At 73.2% G+C, this 17,906-nt stretch carries 16 protein-coding genes; 9 read left to right on the plus strand and 7 right to left on the minus strand.

Annotated elements, in window-relative coordinates:
- Both IH80_RS0127430 and rsmH read right to left on the minus strand, forming a co-directional pair.
- The coding region (locus IH80_RS0127430) for a hypothetical protein (protein WP_030964060.1) at window positions 1-465 on the minus strand (465 nt) is incomplete at its 3' end.
- On the minus strand, window positions 462-1,391 hold the full coding sequence (gene rsmH / locus IH80_RS0127435; RefSeq protein WP_030964061.1) for a 16S rRNA (cytosine(1402)-N(4))-methyltransferase RsmH: 930 nt from the start codon (window positions 1,389-1,391) through the stop codon (window positions 462-464). The genes rsmH and IH80_RS0127430, both read right to left, overlap by 4 nt.
- Before the next feature lie 391 nt (window positions 1,392-1,782).
- On the opposite strand from rsmH, the gene IH80_RS0127440 reads away from it, so the two are divergent.
- The 4 genes from IH80_RS0127440 to IH80_RS0127455 all read left to right on the plus strand — a co-directional run bounded on the left by IH80_RS0127440 (window position 1,783) and on the right by IH80_RS0127455 (window position 7,256).
- Window positions 1,783-2,334 carry a beta-class carbonic anhydrase gene (locus tag IH80_RS0127440; RefSeq protein ID WP_030964062.1) on the plus strand — a complete coding sequence of 184 codons (552 nt, stop codon included), beginning with the start codon at window positions 1,783-1,785 and terminating at the stop codon, window positions 2,332-2,334.
- Window positions 2,335-2,470: 136 nt separating this feature from the next.
- Window positions 2,471-3,481 carry an AAA family ATPase gene (locus tag IH80_RS0127445; protein WP_037881272.1) on the plus strand — a complete coding sequence of 337 codons (1,011 nt, stop codon included), beginning with the start codon at window positions 2,471-2,473 and terminating at the stop codon, window positions 3,479-3,481.
- Window positions 3,481-4,848 carry a DUF58 domain-containing protein gene (locus tag IH80_RS0127450; RefSeq protein ID WP_037881263.1) on the plus strand — a complete coding sequence of 456 codons (1,368 nt, stop codon included), beginning with the start codon at window positions 3,481-3,483 and terminating at the stop codon, window positions 4,846-4,848. The genes IH80_RS0127445 and IH80_RS0127450 overlap by 1 nt, the downstream gene beginning before the upstream one ends.
- A complete protein-coding gene (locus IH80_RS0127455; RefSeq protein WP_030964066.1) occupies window positions 4,845-7,256 on the plus strand; it encodes a DUF3488 and transglutaminase-like domain-containing protein in 2,412 nt (803 codons plus the stop codon). The genes IH80_RS0127450 and IH80_RS0127455 overlap by 4 nt, the downstream gene beginning before the upstream one ends.
- A gap of 420 nt (window positions 7,257-7,676) precedes the next feature.
- Here the strand turns inward: IH80_RS0127455 and IH80_RS0127460 are convergent, their stop codons facing one another.
- Genes IH80_RS0127460 through IH80_RS47435 form a run of 3 tightly spaced genes read right to left on the minus strand, consistent with a single transcriptional unit; the run spans window position 7,677 to window position 11,513 of the window.
- Window positions 7,677-8,309, minus strand: a complete 633-nt coding sequence (locus IH80_RS0127460; protein ID WP_030964068.1) for a TetR/AcrR family transcriptional regulator — start codon at window positions 8,307-8,309, stop codon at window positions 7,677-7,679.
- A 29-nt stretch (window positions 8,310-8,338) separates the two neighbouring features.
- Complete coding sequence (locus IH80_RS0127465) at window positions 8,339-10,432, minus strand: YhgE/Pip domain-containing protein (RefSeq protein ID WP_030964069.1); 2,094 nt, start codon at window positions 10,430-10,432, stop codon at window positions 8,339-8,341.
- Entirely contained in the window at window positions 10,404-11,513 is a 1,110-nt protein-coding gene (locus IH80_RS47435) for an ATP-binding cassette domain-containing protein (protein ID WP_030964070.1), read from the minus strand. The genes IH80_RS0127465 and IH80_RS47435 overlap by 29 nt, the downstream gene beginning before the upstream one ends.
- Window positions 11,514-11,685: 172 nt before the next feature.
- Here IH80_RS47435 and IH80_RS0127475 point away from each other — a divergent pair, with 172 nt between their 5' ends.
- From IH80_RS0127475 to IH80_RS0127495, 5 genes are all read left to right on the plus strand, one after another.
- The gene (locus IH80_RS0127475) at window positions 11,686-12,192 is read left to right on the plus strand and encodes an SAV_6107 family HEPN domain-containing protein (protein ID WP_051810020.1); all 507 of its coding nucleotides are present in this window, start codon (window positions 11,686-11,688) and stop codon (window positions 12,190-12,192) included.
- A gap of 73 nt (window positions 12,193-12,265) precedes the next feature.
- Window positions 12,266-13,024 carry a methyltransferase gene (locus tag IH80_RS0127480; RefSeq protein WP_030964074.1) on the plus strand — a complete coding sequence of 253 codons (759 nt, stop codon included), beginning with the start codon at window positions 12,266-12,268 and terminating at the stop codon, window positions 13,022-13,024.
- A gap of 292 nt (window positions 13,025-13,316) precedes the next feature.
- Window positions 13,317-13,718, plus strand: coding sequence for a DUF3040 domain-containing protein (locus IH80_RS0127485; protein WP_030663992.1), 402 nt, complete (start codon window positions 13,317-13,319; stop codon window positions 13,716-13,718).
- Between the two features lie 113 nt (window positions 13,719-13,831).
- Window positions 13,832-14,458 (plus strand): DUF4126 domain-containing protein, encoded by a 627-nt coding sequence (locus IH80_RS0127490; protein WP_030964075.1) that lies wholly within the window; start codon window positions 13,832-13,834, stop codon window positions 14,456-14,458.
- A 36-nt stretch (window positions 14,459-14,494) separates the two neighbouring features.
- Complete coding sequence (locus tag IH80_RS0127495) at window positions 14,495-15,913, plus strand: phytoene desaturase family protein (protein ID WP_199819314.1); 1,419 nt, start codon at window positions 14,495-14,497, stop codon at window positions 15,911-15,913.
- Window positions 15,914-15,977: 64 nt separating this feature from the next.
- On the opposite strand, the gene IH80_RS0127500 is transcribed toward IH80_RS0127495, so the two are convergent.
- Entirely contained in the window at window positions 15,978-16,841 is an 864-nt protein-coding gene (locus IH80_RS0127500) for a hypothetical protein (RefSeq protein WP_030964077.1), read from the minus strand.
- Window positions 16,842-16,883: 42 nt separating this feature from the next.
- The gene (metF, locus tag IH80_RS0127505; RefSeq protein WP_030964079.1) at window positions 16,884-17,798 is read right to left on the minus strand and encodes a methylenetetrahydrofolate reductase [NAD(P)H]; all 915 of its coding nucleotides are present in this window, start codon (window positions 17,796-17,798) and stop codon (window positions 16,884-16,886) included.
- Window positions 17,799-17,906: the final 108 nt, after the last annotated feature.

Raw genomic sequence — 17,906 nt, forward strand, 5'->3', positions numbered from 1 at the left:
GGCCGGGGCAGGGGGCTGCCCCGGTCCGGCCGGCGGCGGGGCCGGGAGGGTCGGGGTCGGTGACGGCGGTGCCTCGGCGACCGAGACGCTGCCGGAGACCTTGCCGTCCGGGCCGATGAAGACGGGGCTGCCGCCCGGGACCAGGCCCAGTTCGCGCGCTCGGCGCTGGAGTGCGTCGGGGGCCGAGTAGGCGTCCACGTCGCGCTGGAGGGCCTGCTCCTCGTCGGTGAGGGCGGTGGTCTCCTTCTTCAGCCGGCTCAGCTGGAAGGAGCCCTCGTTGAGGGCCGAGTTCAGCAGCAGCAGGCTGATCAGACCGCCGGCGAGCAGCGCCACGACCAGCAGGACGAACGGCATCCGCGCCGCCTGCCCGCCGGGCCGCGGGCGGGCCGGGCGGGCGCCGAGGGCCCGGCCGATGCGGGCCGCCTGCCCGCGGGTCAGCGTGGCGACCTTCCCGGCTTTGGTCACAGTCGCGCCTCCCGGATGCGCTCGACCCCCCGGAACCTCGCCGGGGCGGCCCGCCGGTTCTCGGCGATCTCCTCCTCGGTCGGCAGCTCCGCTCCTCGCGTGAGCAGTTTGAGCTTCGGCTGGTACTTCTCCGGCACCACCGGCAGCCCGGGCGGGGCGGTGGAGGTCGCGCCGGCCGAGAAGACCTGCTTGACCAGGCGGTCCTCCAGCGAGTGGTACGAGAGCACCGCGATCCGGCCGCCCACCGCGATGCGGTCGACCGCTGCCGGGATGGCCCGCTCCAGGCCGGAGAGCTCGCCGTTGACCTCGATCCGCAGCGCCTGGAAGGTGCGCTTCGCCGGATTGCCCCCGGTCCGCTTGGCGGCCTGGGGCAGTGCGTCGCGGATGAGCTCGACCAGCCGGGCGCTGTTGCTGAAGGGGGCCTTCTCGCGCTCCCGGACGATCGCGGACACGATCCGCTTGGCCTGCTTCTCCTCGCCGTACTGGCGCAGGATCCGTACGAGCTCGCCCGGCGCGTAGGTGTTGAGGACCTCGGCGGCGCTGATGCCGGTCGTCTGGTCCATGCGCATGTCCAGCGGGGCGTCCTGCGCGTACGCGAAGCCGCGGTCGGCCTCGTCCAGCTGCATGGAGGAGACGCCCAGGTCGAAGAGGATGCCCTGGACGGTGGGGAGTCCCAGGCCGTCGAGCACCTCGGCGAGGTCCGCGTAGATCGCGTGGACGAGGGTGGCCCGGTCGCCGAAGCGGGCGAGGCGTTCGCCGGAGAGCCGCAGGGCTTCCTTGTCGCGGTCGAGGCCGATCAGGCGCGCCTCGGGGAACCGGGTCAGCAGGGCCTCGCTGTGGCCGCCGAGGCCGAGGGTGCAGTCGACGACGACGGCCCCGGGCCTCTCCAGCGCCGGGGCCAACAGGTCCAGGCACCGCTGGAGCATCACCGGGACATGTCGGGACTCGCTAGTCAAAGCGCCCTCTCAGATAACGGCGCGGCAGGCGTACGCACCGCCCGCTCCCCCGGCCGGTGAGCGGAAGAGGGCCGGGCCGTACGTACGCGCCGCGCACGCGGAGTCTTCATCGGTGGCCGGGAGGCCGGTCAGGGCCGGGCTCCGGCCGGTTCGCGTCACTTTAGTGCAACGGTCGCCGCGGTCAACGAACCGGCCCGCGCGCCGTACGCGGCTCTCGGACCGAAGCCGCACATGGTGCCGAACCACTCGGATGGCAGCCCCTCGCCCACCCCTGTGGGTTAGCTCACAACAAGCCCCGTTGACGTTCTTTGTCCACCCTCACGCAGGGCCGGCACCGCCCGTGACCACTAACGTCGTACCCATGACGACTTCCGCATCCCTGCCTGCCGACTCCGCACCCGAGGCATCCGCCGGCGGATCCGTCACCGACCGGCTGGTCGAGGCGAATCAGCGCTACGCCGCCAAGTTCACCGACCCCGGCATGGACGCCAGCCCGGTCCTCAAGGTCGCCATCGTTGCCTGCATGGACGCCCGGCTCGACCTCCACGCCGCGCTCGGCCTGGAACTCGGCGACTGCCACACCATCCGCAACGCGGGCGGCGTGGTCACCGACGACACCATCCGCTCGCTCACCATCAGCCAGCGCGCCCTCGGCACCCGCACGGTGATACTCATCCACCACACCGGATGCGGTCTCGAACGCCTGACCGAGGACTTCCGGCACGAGCTGGAGGACGAGGTCGGCCAGCGTCCCGCCTGGGCCGTCGAGGCCTTCCGGGACGTCGACCAGGACGTCCGCCAGTCCATGCAGCGCGTCCGCACCAACCCGTTCCTGCCCCACAAGGACGATGTGCGAGGCTTCGTCTTCGACGTGCACACCGGACTCCTCCGGGAGATCGATCCCGGCTCCTGAGTGACACAAGGCCCAGGCGCCGTCAAGAATGCGGGGAGACACCACCCGGGAACCCCCGCATTCGGTGTCCGTGTTTCGGGGTGGGCCGGTCATGCGCCAAGGGCGTCGGCCCTGGGAAATGGCCGAGGAGAACCAGGTGACGACGTATGACGACCGAGCGAGCCTCGCAGATCTGACCAGCACGGCGGAGCGGGTCCGCCAGTCGGTCGAGAACGTGATCGAGGGCAAGCCCGAGGTCGTCCGCCTCGCGCTGACCGTGCTCCTCGCCGAAGGGCACCTGCTGATCGAGGACGTGCCCGGCGTCGGCAAGACGATGCTGGCCAAGACGCTGGCCAAGTCCATCGACTGCTCGGTGCAGCGCATCCAGTTCACGCCCGACCTGCTGCCCTCCGACATCACCGGTGTCAGCATCTACGACCAGCAGCGCCGCGAGTTCGAGTTCAAGCCGGGCGCGATCTTCGCGCAGATCGTCATCGGCGACGAGATCAATCGCGCCTCGCCGAAGACCCAGTCGGCGCTGCTGGAGTCGATGGAGGAACGCCAGGTCACCATCGACGGCACCACCTACACCCTGCCGAGCCCCTTCATGGTCGTCGCCACCCAGAACCCGGTGGAGATGGAGGGCACCTACCCGCTGCCCGAGGCCCAGCGCGACCGCTTCATGGCCCGCGTCTCCGTCGGCTACCCCAGCCCCGAGGCCGAGCTGCAGATGCTCGACGTGCACGGCGCCGTCAACCCGCTCGACGACCTCCAGTCCGTCGCGCACGCCCACGACATCGTCAAGCTCATAGAGGCCGTGCGTGAGGTCTACGTCGCCGAGCCCGTCCGGCGCTACGTCGTCGACCTGGTCTCCGCCACCCGCAGCCACCCCGACCTGCGGCTCGGCGCCTCGCCCCGGGCCACCCTGCACCTCCTGCGCGCCGTGAAGGCCTCCGCCGCGCTCTCCGGCCGGGACTACGTCCTGCCCGACGACGTGCAGTCGCTGGCCGCACCGGTCCTCGCGCACCGGCTGCTGCCCACCGCGCAGGCCCAGCTGAACCGCCGCACCTCCGAGCAGGTCGTCGGCGAGATCCTCCAGCGCACCCCCGTCCCGGCCGCGCACGGCCGCGGCGAGATGCCGCCCGCCGCCGGCGTCCGGGGCTTCTGATGAGCGCCGGTGCCGCACACGGCGCCGGCGGCCCGGGAAACGGCGGCGGGCTGCGCGCCTCGCTGTCCGGGCTGACCACCCGCGGCCGTTCGTTCGTGGCCGCCGGGATCGCCGCGGCCGCCTGCGCCTACGTCCTCGGCCAGGGCGCGCTGCTGCGCGTCGGCCTGCTGCTCGCCCTCCTGCCGCTGATGTGCGTCTACGCCCTGCACCGCACCCGCTACCGGGTCTCCGGCAGCCGCCGGCTGTCCCCCGGCCGGGTCCCCGCGGGCGCCGAGGCCCGCGTGCAGCTGCGCATGGACAACGTCTCCCGGCTGCCCACCGGTCTGCTGATGCTCCAGGACCGGGTGCCCTACGTACTGGGCCCGCGCCCCCGCTTCGTCCTGGACCGGGTCGAGCCCGGCGGCCGCCGCGAGGTGTCCTACCGGGTCCGCTCCGACCTGCGCGGCCGCTATCCGCTGGGCCCGCTCCAGCTGCGGCTCACCGACCCCTTCGGACTGGTCGAGCTGACCCGCTCCTTCAGCACCTACGACACCCTCACCGTCATTCCGCGCACCGAGCCCCTGCCCCCGGTCCGGCTGACCGGCGAGTCGAACGGCTACGGCGACGGCAGCCGCCGCTCCCTGGCCCTGGCCGGTGACGACGACGTCATCCCGCGCGGCTACCGGCGCGGCGACGACCTGCGCCGCGTGCACTGGCGCTCCACCGCCCGCTACGGCGAGCTGATGGTCCGCCGCGAGGAACAGCCCCAGCGCAGCAGGGCCACCGTCCTGCTCGACACCCGCCGCCTCGCCTTCGACGGCGCCGGGCCGGACTCCGCCTTCGAATGGGCCGTCTCCGCGGCCGCCTCCAGCCTCGTGCACGTCCTGGAACAGGGCTTCTCGGCACGGCTGCTCACCGACACGGGGAGCGCGGTGCCCGGCGAGGGCGGCGGGGGGTTCTCCACTGGCGGACAGGAATCCGCTGAGGCCGCCGGGCTGATGATGGACACCCTCGCCGTGGTCGGGCACTCCGACGGCGCCGGGCTCTCCCGGGCCTACGACGCCGTACGCGGCGGCGGCTACGGCGAGGGCGGCGGCGACGGGCTCCTCATCGCCTTCTTCGGCGACCTGGACGACGTACAGACCGAACTGGCGGCCAAGATGCGCCAGCGCACCTCGGGCGCGGTGGCCTTCGTCCTGGACACCGGGGCCTGGGGCGGACGGCCTTCGCCCGGGTACGACGTCGTCCCCCTGGAGGAGCGGCTGCGCAGGCTGCGCGACGCGGGCTGGACGGCACTCGCCGCCACCCCCGGGGTCGCCTTCGGCGAACTGTGGCGTCAGGCCGGGACCGCGCGCGTCGGTACGGGAACGAGCGGAGGCCTGGCATGAGCGGACGGGCGAAACTGACGGTGTTCGCGGCACTGGCGACGCTGCTCACCTCGTGGTCGCTGAGCCCGCTGGTGGAGTCGCAGGCCTGGCTGCTCCAGGCCGCGCTGCTGCTCACCGTGCAGAGCGCGGTGGGCGCGGGGGCCCGGCGGGTGCCGCTGGCGCGGTCGCTGACGGTGGCCGCGCAGCTGCTGGTGTCGCTGCTGCTGCTCGCGCTGTTCTTCGCCGGCAAGGTCGAGTCCACCGGCAGCGGGCCGCTGGCCTACTTCGTGACGGACTTCGGCTCGCTGTTCGCACAGGGCGTCCACGACGTGGGCGAGTTCGCGATACCCGCCCCGCTGACCGACGGCATCCAGCTGCTGCTGGTGTCCGGGGTGCTGGTGATCGGCCTGCTGGTGGACCTGCTGGCGGTGACCGCGCGCACGGCCGCGGCGGCCGGTCTGCCACTGCTCGCGCTGTACTCGGTCGCCGCGGGCCTGTCGGGCGGCGGGGACGCCTCCTGGTTCTCCTTCCTGCTGGCCGGCTGCGGCTACCTGATGCTGCTGCTGTCCGAGGGCCGGGACCGGCTCGCCCAGTGGGGACGGGTCTTCGGCGCCGCACCGCGCGGACGCGCGCCGGCCGACTCCGGCATCAGCAGCGGCGGCGTCCGGGCGACGGCCCCGGTGCGGTTCGGCCGGCGGATCGGCGCCCTGGCCCTGGGCATGGCGCTGGTGGTTCCGGCGGCGCTGCCCGCCCTCGACGACGGTCTGCTGGGCGGCCCGAAGGAGGGCGAGGGCAGCGGCGGGTCCGGCGGCACGATCTCGGCCGTCAACCCGCTGGTCTCCCTGCAGAGCAACCTGAACGCGCAGGACAACCGCGTGGTGCTCCGGTACCGCACGGACAACCCGCAGCAGAGCGACCAGTACCTGCGCATCCTGGCCCTGGACGAGTTCAACGGCGCCAAGTGGGAGGCGTCCGGGCGCGCGCTGACCGACGTACCGCAGCAGATGCCGGTCCCGCCCGGTCTCGGTGACCAGGTCCGCCTCGGCGCGACCGAGGTGACCACGAACATCACGGCCTCGGACGGCTACACCCAGCGCTACCTCCCCATGCCGTATCCGGCGACCGCGGTGGACATCCCCGGCAAGTGGCGGTTCGAGCCCGTCGGCCGGACCCTGGTCGGGGACCAGCTGGGCCGCGACAAGTTCCAGACCGTGCAGGGCGCCGAGTACAAGGTGCGCAGCCTGCTGCTGAAGCCCACTGCTCAGCAGCTCCAGAAGGCCCCGGCACCGGACCCGGCGGTCCGCGAGGAGTACACGAGGGTCCCGGACAGCTTGCCGCAGGTGGTCGGCGACACGGCCCGCCAGGTCACGCAGGGGGCGAAGGACGACTACGCGCGCGCGGTGAAGCTGCAGGACTTCTTCGCCGTGAGCGGCGGTTTCCGCTACGACACGCAGACCGCCTCCGGGACGGGGCCGCAGGCCGTCGCCCGCTTCCTCGCGGACAAGGAGGGCTTCTGCATCCACTTCGCGTTCTCGATGGCGGCGATGTCCCGCACCCTGGGCATCCCGGCGCGCGTCGCGGTGGGCTTCACCCCCGGCGAGAAGCAGTCGGACGGCATCGTGAACGTCTCGATGCGGGACGCGCACGCCTGGCCCGAGCTGTACTTCCAGGGCGTGGGCTGGACCCGGTTCGAGCCGACGCCCCGGTCGGGCCTCAACGTGCCGGACTACTCCCGGGCGCCGGCCCCCACGGTCCAGCCGTCCGCGCCGGCGCCGCTGCCCTCGCAGGGTGCGGTGCAGCCGGCTCCGGCTCCTTCGGCGTCCGCCGAGTGCCCGCCCGCGCTCAAGCGGCTCGGCGAGTGCGGGCCGACCGCCCCGCAGCAGAACGCGGCGGCCGGCGCCGGGCCGTCGGTGACGGCGGTCCTCGGCTGGGCGGCGCTGGTGCTCGCGGTGGTGGGCCTGCCGCTGCTCCCGCTGTTGTGGCGCAACCGGCTGCGGGCCCGCCGCCTGGCGTCCGGCGAGGTCCTGGCGGCCTGGCGGGAGCTGGGCGACGCGGCCTGGGACGTGGGCGTCGCCCCGGACGAGGCGCTCTCCCCGCGCCGGGCGGCGAGCCGGGTCGTGGAACTGGGCCGCCTGGAGCCGGACGCCGCCGCGGCGGTGCACCGGGTGGCGGGTGCCGTGGAACGGGCCCTGTACGCGCCGCCGGCCGCGGAGGTCTCGTACGCGGGCCTGGCGGACGACGTACGGCAGGCCCGGGCGGGCCTGCTTGCCTCGGCGGGGCGCCTGCCCCGGCTGCGCGCCCTGCTGCTGCCGCGGTCGGCGGCCCGGATCTCCTGGGCGGTCTCCGCCCGCCGGTCGGCCCTGGCCTCCGCGGTCTCGGCCCGCCTGACGGCCCTCCGCCTCCGCCTCCCCCTGCGGGGCCGCGGCTGACCGCCGCCCTCCCGTCACGTTCGGGCCCCGGCGGCGTGCGAGGCGCGGGGGGCACGGGGGCTGAGCCCCCGCAACGGCGCCGCACCGGCACCGGAAACCGCAGGACCCGCGGACGCGAGGACGCGGCGAGGCCCGATCCCCCCGGGCCCCGCCGCGTCCTCGCTTCTGCTACCGGGTCCCCCGTACCTTCTCCCGGTTCCGGAAGGAGGTACCCGGTCCGCTCCGCAGCCCCGTGTCGGCGGTGCGGACCGGGTCCCCTGTCCGTTGCTCCCAGTCTGACGTCCTCGCAGGTGGGAGCCCATCCGCGGCCGTACTCATTTCCGCGCCTAGGTACGGATACTCAGCGGCCGCGGCGGGCCCCACCAGTTGTACGGGCCGGCGCGCCCGCGCGGCACCGCCGAGTGGGGGGTGCCGCGCGGTTCAGCGGTTGCCGCTGACCCGGCCGCGCAGCAGCAGCGACAGCGCCGAGTGCACGTCGTCGAGGGACCGCTCCCGCTGGAAGGACTGCCAGTCCAGGGCGGCCACCAGCACCATCCCGACCATCGCGGCCGCGGTGAGCTGCACGTCGATCTCGGAGCTGAGCTCCCCGCGTTCGACGCCCTCGCGCAGCACCTTCTCCACGACGGCCACCGCCTCCTGGCGGACCACCATGAGCGTGGACTGCCAGGTGCGGTTGGTCCGCCACAGCTCGGCGACGTACAGCTGGGTGAAGGCCGGGTAGCGGTCGATGAAGACCAGGCCCGCCCGGATCATCGCGTCGAGCGCCTCGACCCGGCTGCCGCCGCGTGCCTCGGTCTCCTCCGCCGCCGCCCGCAGCGACGCCGTCAGCAGCCCGACGCCGTGCCGCAGCAGCTCCTCGAAGAGCTCGTTCTTGCTCGCGAAGTTGTAGTAGACGGTGCCCTTCGCCACGCCCGCCCGCTCGGCGATCTCATCGACCGTGGTCGCGGAGAAGCCCTTCTCCGCGATCAGGGTGACGGCCGCTTCGTAGAGCTTCTGCCGGGTGGCCGCACGACGGCCCCCGCCGGTACCCGTACCGGTGCTGCTGCTGTCCATGGCGCTGATTGTCACAGGTCAACACGTCCCTACAGGCTCAGTTCGGGGTGCAGTCGGTCCATGGTCCACACCTGCTTGCCGCGGGCGGCGAGCGCGGTCAGGGCGAGGGCGCCGACGGTGAAGGCCACCAGGACCAGGCTGCCCTGCCAGACCGGGGTGAGGTCGCCGCCGGTGATGAGGCGGCGCAGGCTCTCCACGACGTACGACATCGGCAGGTACGGGTGGACGGCGTTGAAGAAGTCCGGACTGGTCTGGACGGGGTAGGTGCCGCCGGCCGAAGTCAGCTGGAGCATCAGGACGGCGAGGACGAGGATCCGCCCGGCGGCGCCGAACTTGGCGTTGAGCCACTGGATGATCGCCGCGAAGCAGCCGGTGACCAGCAGCAGGAAGGCGATGGTGAGGGCGGGGTTGGCCATCTTGAGGCCAAGGTCCGGGGCCCAGTGCAGGACGGACATCAGCAGGGTGACCTGGGCGGCGCCGATCCCCATGACGGGCAGCCAGCCGGCGAGGGCGATCCGCCAGGGCGACGCGCCGGCCGACAGGGCCCGCTTGTTCATCGGGGCGATCAGCATGTAGGCGACCATCGCGCCGACCCAGAGGGACAGCGGGATGAAGTAGGGCGCGAAGCCGGTGCCGTAGTTGGGCGCCTTGTGCAGGGACTGGTTGGCGAGCTTGATCGGGTCGGCCATGACCTCGGTGCGGGCGTCCCGCTGCTGCTGGTCGTAGTCGGGGATCTTGCCCACGCCCTCGTGCAGGCCGCCGGCGAGTTCGCCGGTGCCGTCGACGAGCTTGTACATGCCGCCGTCGAGGCGGTGGGCGCCGTCGCCGAGCTTGCCGACGCCGTCGGTGAGGGCGCCGGAGCCGGTGGTGGCGGTGCCGAGGCCGGTGTGCAGCTGGGACATGCCGGTGGCGACCTTGTGGGCGCCGGTGTTGAGTGCGTTGACCTTGGCGACGGCCGCGTCGAGGTCGCTCGCGAGGTGGGGGGCCTTGTCGGCGAGCTCGCGGGCCTTGTTCTCCAGGTCGGTCAGCTGGCTGCGCAGCTTGGCCACGTCACCGCCGGCGTTCTTGGCCAGGGTGCTGACGTCACCGCTGAGTTCGGCGGCCTCGGCCGCGTCGTCGCGGACCTTCTTCAGGTCGGGGCAGGAGGCGAGGTGCGGTTCGCCGCCGGGGGTGACGCAGTGCTTGGTGTAGTAGGCGTCGGCGCCGGTGGAGGCCCGCTTGGCGACGGCCGCGGCGGCGGGCGCCTTCTCCACGAACTTGTCGAGGTGGTTGTTGACGACCTTCGCGCTGTCGGCGACCAGCTCGGCGGTGGCGGCGAGGCTCTTGGGGTCCTTGACGAAGGGGCGGGCCTTGTCGGCAGCGCCGTTGACCTTGTCGGCGAGGACCTGGGTGCCGTTCGCGACGTCCCTGGTACCGGTCTCCAGTTTGCCGGCGGCCGAGTTGAGCTTCTTCAGGCCGCTGTTGAGTTCGCCGCTCTTCTCGCCGGCGGTGTCGAGGCCGTCGGCGAGCTCCTTGGCGCCCTCCTGGGCCTTGCCGGCGCCGTCCTTGAGCTTGTCGGCGCCGTCGGCGGCCTCCGCGGTCTTGTCGTGCAGGTCGGAGAAGCTGACGAAGATCTTGTCGAGGAAGCCGCGGGAGGCGTTGGCGGACGCCGCCGAGCGGACCTCGGAGAAGACGGTGCGCGAGATCGAGCCGACGACGTAGTTGTTGGCGTCGTTGGTGCGGACCTGGAGGGCGCCGGTGGCGGGGTCCTCGCCCGAGCTGGAGGCGATCTTCTCGCTGAAGTCGGCCGGCATGGTCAGGGTCAGGTAGTACGTACCGTCCTCCAGGCCCTTGGCAGCCTTCTCGGGGCTCACCTCCCGCCAGTCGAAGGTCTTGCTGTCGCGCAGCTTCTTGGTGATCTCACCGCCCGCGTCCAGGCGCTTGCCGTCGACGGTCGCCCCCCGGTCGGAGTTGACGAGGGCGACCGGGACCTTGTCGAGGCGGCTGTAGGGGTCCCAGAAGGACCAGAGGTACAGGGCTCCGTAGAGCAGTGGCAGCAGGAGCAGTGCGACGAGGGCGGCCCGGGGCAGCTTCCCCCGCCCGAACCGCTTCAGCTCAAGCGCGGCCAGCTTCGGCGAGCGCATCGTCCGCCCCCTTCGTGTCGTCGTCGTCGGTGTCTTCGGTGGTGCCGGCGTCGGCCTCGCCGGCGCCGTCGGCGGCCGCGTCCTTCTCCGTGCCGGGCGCCTTCTGCGGGTCCGGCTTCGGGGCCGGCTTCGGATCGGGCTTCGGATCGGGCTTCGGGGCCGTCTTCGCGTCCTTCTGCGGGTCCGGCTTCGGGGCCGGCTTCGGATCGGGCTTCGGATCGGGCTTCGGGGCCGTCTTCGCGTCCGTCTTCGGGTCCTCGGCGGCCCCGGTGGCCTCGCCGGCCCCGGTGGCCTCGTCCTCGTCCTCCGGCCGGGCGCCCCACGTGATCTTCGGGGTGGCGACGGCGGCGCCCGACGGTCCGGCTCCCGGTGCGCCGCCGTCCTCCTTCGGGCCGGTCCGCAGGACCACGGCGTCGGCGGGGGCCTCGCTGCACACCGCCACGACGGTGGTGCCCCGGGCCGCGATCGACCGCAGCAGGCTCCAGACCTCGGTGCGTTCGGTGTCCGAGAGCTTGAGGTCGAGGTCGTCGAGGGCGAGCAGCCGCGGGGAGCCGAGCAGGGCGATGGCGACGGAGAGCCGTACGGCCTCCAGGCGTTCCAGGTCCCGGACGGTGGTGCGTTCTCCCTTGGGCAGCGTGGCGAGGTCCAGCCCGGCGGCGTCCAGGGCGGTCGCGATCCGGGCGGCGGCGCTCGCCCGGCGCTCGGCCCGGGGCCGCAGCAGGGCGCGGATCGGGGCGCCGTAGTGGCGCTGGAGCAGGGCGCCCTCGCGCAGCTGCTCGGCGACGGTGAGGGACTGGTCGAGGTCGTTGACCCCGGGAACCGGGCCGAGGGCGGCGATCCGGCGGACCGCGGCCATCTTCTTCGGCAGCCGGTGCCGGCCGATCTCGGCGTGGCCCTCGGTGGGCTTCATGCGCCCGGTGAGGGCCAGGAGCAGGCAGGTCCGGCCGCTGCCGGAGGGGCCTTCGACCGCGATGAGCGAGCCGGGCGCCGCGTCGAGGCCGACCCCCCGGAAGGCCCAGCCGCGCGGGCCCTTGAGTCCGAAGTTCTCGGCCTTGACGGCCGCGCCGTGCGGGCTGTCCACGCCGTCCCCCTTCTTTTTGAACTGACCGGTCAGTTCAAAAACTACCACCTCATTCCGCACCAGGTGCGCAGGAGCGGGCAGTTGCTGTGCATATGACGGCAAAGGCGCAGGTCAGGACGATTGTCAGTGGGGCCCGTCACGATGGGGGCAACGCATCGACAGGAGGTTCGTCATGGCCACACCGTCCCCGTCCCCTGTCCACCCCGTCCTGCGGAAGTCGGCGGCCCCACCGGCCGCCCTCGACCTCCTCGACAAGGCCCGCAGCGGCCTGGCCGAGGCCGCCCGGCTGACCCGGCCCAACGAGCGCTACGCCACGGCCCACCTCTCCGCGCTGCGCACCGCCGCGGCCGTGCTCGCCGCGCGTGCACGGCCCGAGCCGGTGAGCCCCCGGCGGCGGCCCCGGATCCGCAGCGCGTGGGAGGTGCTGCCGGAGCTGGCACCGGAGCTGGCGGAGTGGAGCGCGCTCTTCGCCTCCGGCGCCGCCCGCCGGGCCCGGGCCGAGGCGGGGATAGCGGACGCGGCCAGCGCCCGGGACGCGGACGACCTGCTGCGCGCCGCCTCGATGTTCCTGCGCCTGGTGGAGCGGATGCTCGCCGTACGGGCACCCGCCCAGACCCCGCCCCGGAGTCCGGGGCAGACCCTGCCGCAGCCACGGCCGGAGCGTCCGGACGCGGGATGACCTGCCCGGCTGCGGAAGGCAATAGGGTGGGGCACAGACCGCTCACCCTTACCGCGCCGAGGAGCCATCAGCCGTGTCGGACACTTCCCGCCCCCGTGCCTCCCTCCGCACCGCCGTGGTGTGGGAGGTCCTCAAGGAGGCGCTCGACCGTCGGGTGAAGGCGACCGGACGGGACGTGCTGGACGTGCTCGACACCGGCGGCGGCACCGGCAAGTTCGCCGTGCCGGTGGCCCACCTGGGCCACCGGGTCACCGTGGTCGACCCCAGCCCGAACGCGCTGTTCGGGCTGGAGCGCCGGGTGTCCGAGGCCGGTGTCGCCGACCTGGTCCGCGGCGTCCAGGGCGACGCCCAGGGCCTGTTGGACGTCGTGGAGCGGGACGCGTACGACGTGGTGCTCTGCCACGGCGTCCTGGAGTACGTGGACGACCCGGCCGAGGGCGTGGCCAACGCGGTGGCGGCCCTGCGCCCCGGCGGCACGCTCAGCCTGCTGGCCGCCGGCCTCGGCGGGGCCGTGCTCGCCCGCGCGCTCGCCGGACACTTCACGGAGGCCCGCAACGCGCTCACCGACCCGGCCGGCCGCTGGGGCTCCGGCGACCCGGTGCCGCGCCGGTTCACCGCCGAGCAGCTCTCGGAGCTGGTCGGCGGGGCCGGCCTGACCGTCGGCGCGGTGCACGGCGTGCGGATCTTCGCCGACCTCGTCCCGGGCGTCCTGGTGGACACCGAGCCGGGCGCGGTGGAGGCGCTGCTGCGTCTGGAGGAGGCCGCGGCGGAGCTGCCGGCCTTCCACGCGGTGGCCACGCAACTTCACGTCCTGGGCGAGAAGCAGGCCTGAACTGCGCTCTTCCGCGCACCGAGTCTGCCGCTCACCCTCCGCTCGGCCGGTCCGCCCCGTATGATCGGAAGCAGCGACCGGCATGGTGAACGGGCCATTGGGGAATAACGGCCTCAGTGACCGCTCCCGCGGCGGTACGGTTTTCGCAGTGGTTTTACCAGCTGTGTCTTTCTGTGCTTTGTCATTTTGGAACGTGTGCGTTGAGGGCGGGTGTCACGGGGGCGATTCCCCGCCTATCCTGAAGGGGACCCCTGGTCGCTACCCCCGCGACCGACGGATGAGGAGGACTCCCGTGCCGCTCTCGGAGCACGAGCAGCGAATGCTCGAGCAGATGGAGCGAGCGCTGTACGCCGAAGACCCCAAGTTCGCGACAGCGCTTGAGGGCAGCGGCCTGCGTACGTACACCCGGCGACGGGTCTACCAGGCAGTCGCAGGCATTGTTGTGGGTATCGCGCTCCTCATGACCGGTGTGATCATTCCGAACGTGCTCTGGATCAGCGTGGTGGGCTTCCTCGTCATGCTGGGATGTACGGTCCTGGTGGTCACCGGTTGGCGCAAGGCACCCAAGCCAGGCGAGCAGCCCGTCTCCGGAAGTACCGGCGGTTCGGCCCGCGGCCACAACCGGCAGCGTCGGTCGATGATGAACCGCATCGAGGACCGGTGGCAGCGCCGGCGTGACGAGCAGGGGCAGTAGCAGTAGCCCCGGGATGACGTGAGTGAGGGGACGGCCGCCGCCGCGCGGCCGTCCCCTCACTGTTCTGCACCGCCCTGCGACTCGCCGGTACACCCGTACGGCATGATGATCCGATGAGTGTGCTCCCCCTGGTCTTCACCAGCGGCTGGGCCAGCGGGATCAACGCCTACGCCGTGGTCCTCCTGCTCGGCATCTTCGGCCGTACCGGCCTGACCGACGAGGTCCCCGCGGCCCTCCAGCGCACGGACGTGCTGATCGCCGCCGCCGTGCTCTTCCTCTGCGAGGCGGTCGCCGACAAGATCCCGTACGTCGACTCGATATGGGACGGCGTCCACACCGTGATCCGCCCGCTGACGGGTGCGGTGATCGGCGCCCTGCTGGCCGGACAGAGCGGCTCGCTCTCCGACATCACCGCCGGGGCGATCGGCGGCTCAACGGCACTGGCCAGCCATTTCGTGAAGGCCGGCACCCGGATGGCGATCAACACCTCGCCCGAGCCGTTCACCAACGTGGCGATGAGCATCGCCGAGGACCTCGGGGTGGCGGGCCTCGTCACCTTCGCGATCTTCTACCCCGTCCCCGCCGCGATCATCGCGGGCTCCCTGCTGGTCGTCGGGCTGGCCGTCGTCGCCTTCCTCTGGAGCCGGATCCGCCGCTTCCTGCGCCGGCGCGCCCAGCGCCGCGAGGAGAAGCGGCTGGCCGCCGAGGCCCGCGCGGTCACCGGGGCGCCACCCCACTGACCGCGGGCGCCCGGACGGGGCCATAGGCTCGGCCGCATGGCACGAATTGCGGTGATCGGCGCCGGCATGGGCGCGATGGCGACGGCGGCCCGGCTGGCCGTGGCGGGGCACCAGGTGACGGTGTACGAACGGGGCGCCACCTACGGCGGGGCCGTCGGGTGGTACGAGCGCGAGGGCTTCGCCTTCGACACCGGGCCCGGGCTGCTGCACCTGCCCGCCGTGTACCGGGACCTCTTCGTGAAGACCGGCAAGCGGCCGCTGGAGGACTGCGTCGACATGGCGCAGGTCGACCCCGCCGTCCGGCACGTCCTGCCCGGTCACGGCATCGACGTCACCCTCCCCGGCGCCTCGCACGGCGGTGTCGCCGCCGCCTTCGACGCCGCTTTCGGCCGGGGCGCCGGCGAGCGCTGGAACGGTGTGCTGGGCCGGGCCCGCGACGCCTGGGACGCCACCCGCCGCCCGCTGCTGGAGGAGCCCCTGCGGGACGGGGCCCGGCGGACGCTGGGCGGCGACCCGTACCCGGCCCTGCGGCGCAGCGGCCTGCTCCGCCGCCGTACGCCGACCCTCGCCGAGGTGGCCGGACGGGAACTGGGCGGCCCGCTCGCGGAGGTGCTGACCGGCGTGGTCCGCGGCTACGGCCTCGACCCCGCCACCGCACCCGGTTCGGCGGCCGTGCTCCCGTACATGGAGCAGACCTTCGGCAGCTGGTACGTGCGCGGCGGGATGCGGGCGCTGGCCACCGCCGTGTACGAGCGCTGCCTGGAGCGGAAGGTCGCCTTCGTCTTCGGTGCGGAGGTGCGGGAGGTGCTGGTCCGGGGCGGCCGGGCGGCCGGCCTGCTGCTGGCCGACGGCACCGAGGCGGCGGCCGACTCCGTCGTCTGCGGGATCGACCCGCGGCGGCTGCCGGCCGGCTCGCTGCCGTGGCCCGCCGAGGCGGTCCCGGCCCGCGGCGACGGCGTGCCCGGCCGGATCACGCTGCTGCTCGCGCTGCGCGGCGCGCGTCCTGCGGGGACCGTCCACCGCACCCTGGTGCACGCCGCCGGGGCCCAGGTCACCGTCATGCGGCCGGACGACCCCGCCACCCGGCCCGACGCGGAGCACGAGGCGGTCACCGTGAGCGCCGTGGACGGCCCGGGGACCTCCGAGCCCGGGGAGCTGCTGAACCTCGCGGAGAAGGCCGTACAGGGGCTGCGGGAGCGGCTGTTGTGGCAGGAGGTGCGCACCCCGGCCGACGTGGAGGCCGCGACCGGTGCGGTCGGCGGCGCGGTGCCGCCGCCCGCCCTCGCCGGCGCGGGGGGCCGGCTGCTGTACCCGGCCAACTCCACGGCCCTGCCCGGGTTGTACCTGGCGGGTGGCTGGGCCCATCCCGGCGGCGGGCTCGCGCACGCCGGGATGACCGGAGCCCTGGTGGCCGGGCTGATCGTGGAGGGCGCGGACTTCCGCGGCTCCCAGTGACCGGGCCGCGGCCCCGGCCGGGGCGGCCCGTGGCCGCGGGACCGCCCGTGGCCGCGCGGCCGGCTCAGTAGCGGTACTGCTCGTACCCGCCCTGCTGGTACGGGTACTGCTGCTGCGGCGGCTCGCCCTGCCCGTCCGCCGGATAGGGCTGGCCGCCCCCCTCGGTGGACCGCTGCTGCGGGACCCAGACGCCACCGGGCGGGGTGTCCGTGGAGTACTGCTGCTGCCCGTAGTCGGTGTACGGGGTGTAGTCGTAGGGCTGGGGCGGGACGACGCCGCCGCCGGTGCCGATGTACGGGTCCGAGTAGGCGGCGTAGACCTGCTGCTGGTCTCCCGTCGGGTAGCCGCCGGAGTAGCCGTAACCGCCCTGGTTCTGCTGGTCGTAGTACGCCGCGTACTGGTGGGCGTCCTGCTCGGCGGTGGTGAACGGCGAGGCGAAGGCCGCGGTCTGGCCGACCTCCGGGGCGGGCGTCGAGAAGCTCTGTATCCCGTAGGACCCGGTGTCCTCGGGCACCGGCTCCGGGCTGTAGACCTCCTCGGCCGCGGGCCGCGACGGCCGCCGCTCGTCCGGGGCCCCGTCCGCGTCGTCGTACTCCAGGGCGGTGACCTGGAGCGCCGGTTCCGCCGTCGCGGTCCCGGACCGGCGGCGTCCCGTCTTCCGTACGGGCTCCCCGCCGCGGCGCAGGGCCCAGCCGGCGACGAAGCCCTTGCGGAAGGAGAGCGTCACCAGGGTCTGGCCCACGGCGAACGCGGCGGCGCCGGCGCCGATGACCGGCACCGAGGGCAGTATCACCCCGGCGACCACGCCGAGGAAGCCGGCGAAGGCGAGCAGGCGCCAGCGAAGCCGGGCCTTGTACTGCATCAGTACCTCGGCAAGCAGCCACAACGCGACGATTCCGAACGCGATGTAGAGGACCGTCATACCCATGCAAGGCCCCTCTCGGTACGGCCGTCACACGGGTACGGCCGGTCAGGCCCGCTGGTGCAGGCCCAGGTTCTCGTAGATCTCGAGAGTCGCCGTGGAGTTGTTCAGCGTGATGAAGTGCAGTCCTGGTACACCTTCGGACAGCAGCCGCGCGCAGAACTCCGTGGCGAACTCGATGCCAATGGAGCGTACAGCGGCCGGGTCGTCCTTGACCGCGAGCATGCGCTCTTTCACGTCCGAGGGGAAGACCGCGGTGCTCAGCTGGGGCAGTCGGTCGAGCTGCTTGATACCCACAACAGGCATGACCTCGGGGATGATCGGGGTCTCGCAGCCCGCCTTCTCGACGCTGTCGCGCAGCCGCAGATAATTCTCGGGATCGAAGAACATCTGGGTGATCGCATAGTCGGCCCCCGCGCGGCACTTGTCCACGAAGTGCCGGATGTCCGTATCCCAGTCCGTCGAGCGCGGGTGCATCTCGGGGAAGGCCGCGACGCCGACGCAGAAGTCCCCGGACTCCTTGAGCAGCCGCACCAGGTCGGCGGCGTAGTGCACGCCCTCGGGGTGCGGCACCCAGTCGGCCATCGGGTCGCCCGGCGGATCGCCGCGCAGGGCGAGCATGTTGCGGATGCCGGCGTCGGCGAACTGGCCGATGACGTGGCGCAGCTCGGCGATGGAGTGGTCCACGGCGGTGAGGTGCGCGACCGGGGTCAGCGTGGTGTCCGCGGCGATCTCCTGGGTGGCCTTGACGGTGCCGCCGCGGGTGGAGCCGCCGGCTCCGTAGGTCACGGAGACGAAGCTCGGGGATACCGCCTCGACCCGGCGCAGGGCGTTCCAGAGGTTGCGTTCGCCCTTCTCGGTCTTGGGGGCCCAGAACTCGAAGGAGTACGAGCGCCCGGACGCGAGGAGGTCACGGACCGTGTGTGCGCGGTCCGACCAGGTGGAAGCGGTACCAGAGGCCATGTGGGCAGGTTAGACGCGGCCCGGCACTCCCCGAAGCGGCGTCCGCCTTTTGGACACGTTTTTGGACACCTGCGGCCTCACCTCTGGCCGGGAAGGGCCTGTACGGGC

The sequence above is a fragment of the Streptomyces sp. NRRL S-378 genome (assembly GCF_000720645.1).
Lineage (GTDB): Bacteria > Actinomycetota > Actinomycetes > Streptomycetales > Streptomycetaceae > Streptomyces.

Coding starts and splice junctions, on each gene's coding strand:
- rsmH (WP_030964061.1), bottom strand. CDS start 1,391: ATGCTCCAGCGGTGCCTGGACCTGTTGGCCCCGGCGCTGGAGAGGCCC.
- IH80_RS0127440 (WP_030964062.1), top strand. CDS start 1,783: ATGACGACTTCCGCATCCCTGCCTGCCGACTCCGCACCCGAGGCATCC.
- IH80_RS0127450 (WP_037881263.1), top strand. CDS start 3,481: ATGAGCGCCGGTGCCGCACACGGCGCCGGCGGCCCGGGAAACGGCGGC.
- IH80_RS0127455 (WP_030964066.1), top strand. CDS start 4,845: ATGAGCGGACGGGCGAAACTGACGGTGTTCGCGGCACTGGCGACGCTG.
- IH80_RS0127460 (WP_030964068.1), bottom strand. CDS start 8,309: ATGGACAGCAGCAGCACCGGTACGGGTACCGGCGGGGGCCGTCGTGCG.
- IH80_RS0127465 (WP_030964069.1), bottom strand. CDS start 10,432: ATGCGCTCGCCGAAGCTGGCCGCGCTTGAGCTGAAGCGGTTCGGGCGG.
- IH80_RS0127475 (WP_051810020.1), top strand. CDS start 11,686: ATGGCCACACCGTCCCCGTCCCCTGTCCACCCCGTCCTGCGGAAGTCG.
- IH80_RS0127490 (WP_030964075.1), top strand. CDS start 13,832: ATGAGTGTGCTCCCCCTGGTCTTCACCAGCGGCTGGGCCAGCGGGATC.
- IH80_RS0127495 (WP_199819314.1), top strand. CDS start 14,495: ATGGCACGAATTGCGGTGATCGGCGCCGGCATGGGCGCGATGGCGACG.
- IH80_RS0127500 (WP_030964077.1), bottom strand. CDS start 16,841: ATGGGTATGACGGTCCTCTACATCGCGTTCGGAATCGTCGCGTTGTGG.
- metF (WP_030964079.1), bottom strand. CDS start 17,798: ATGGCCTCTGGTACCGCTTCCACCTGGTCGGACCGCGCACACACGGTC.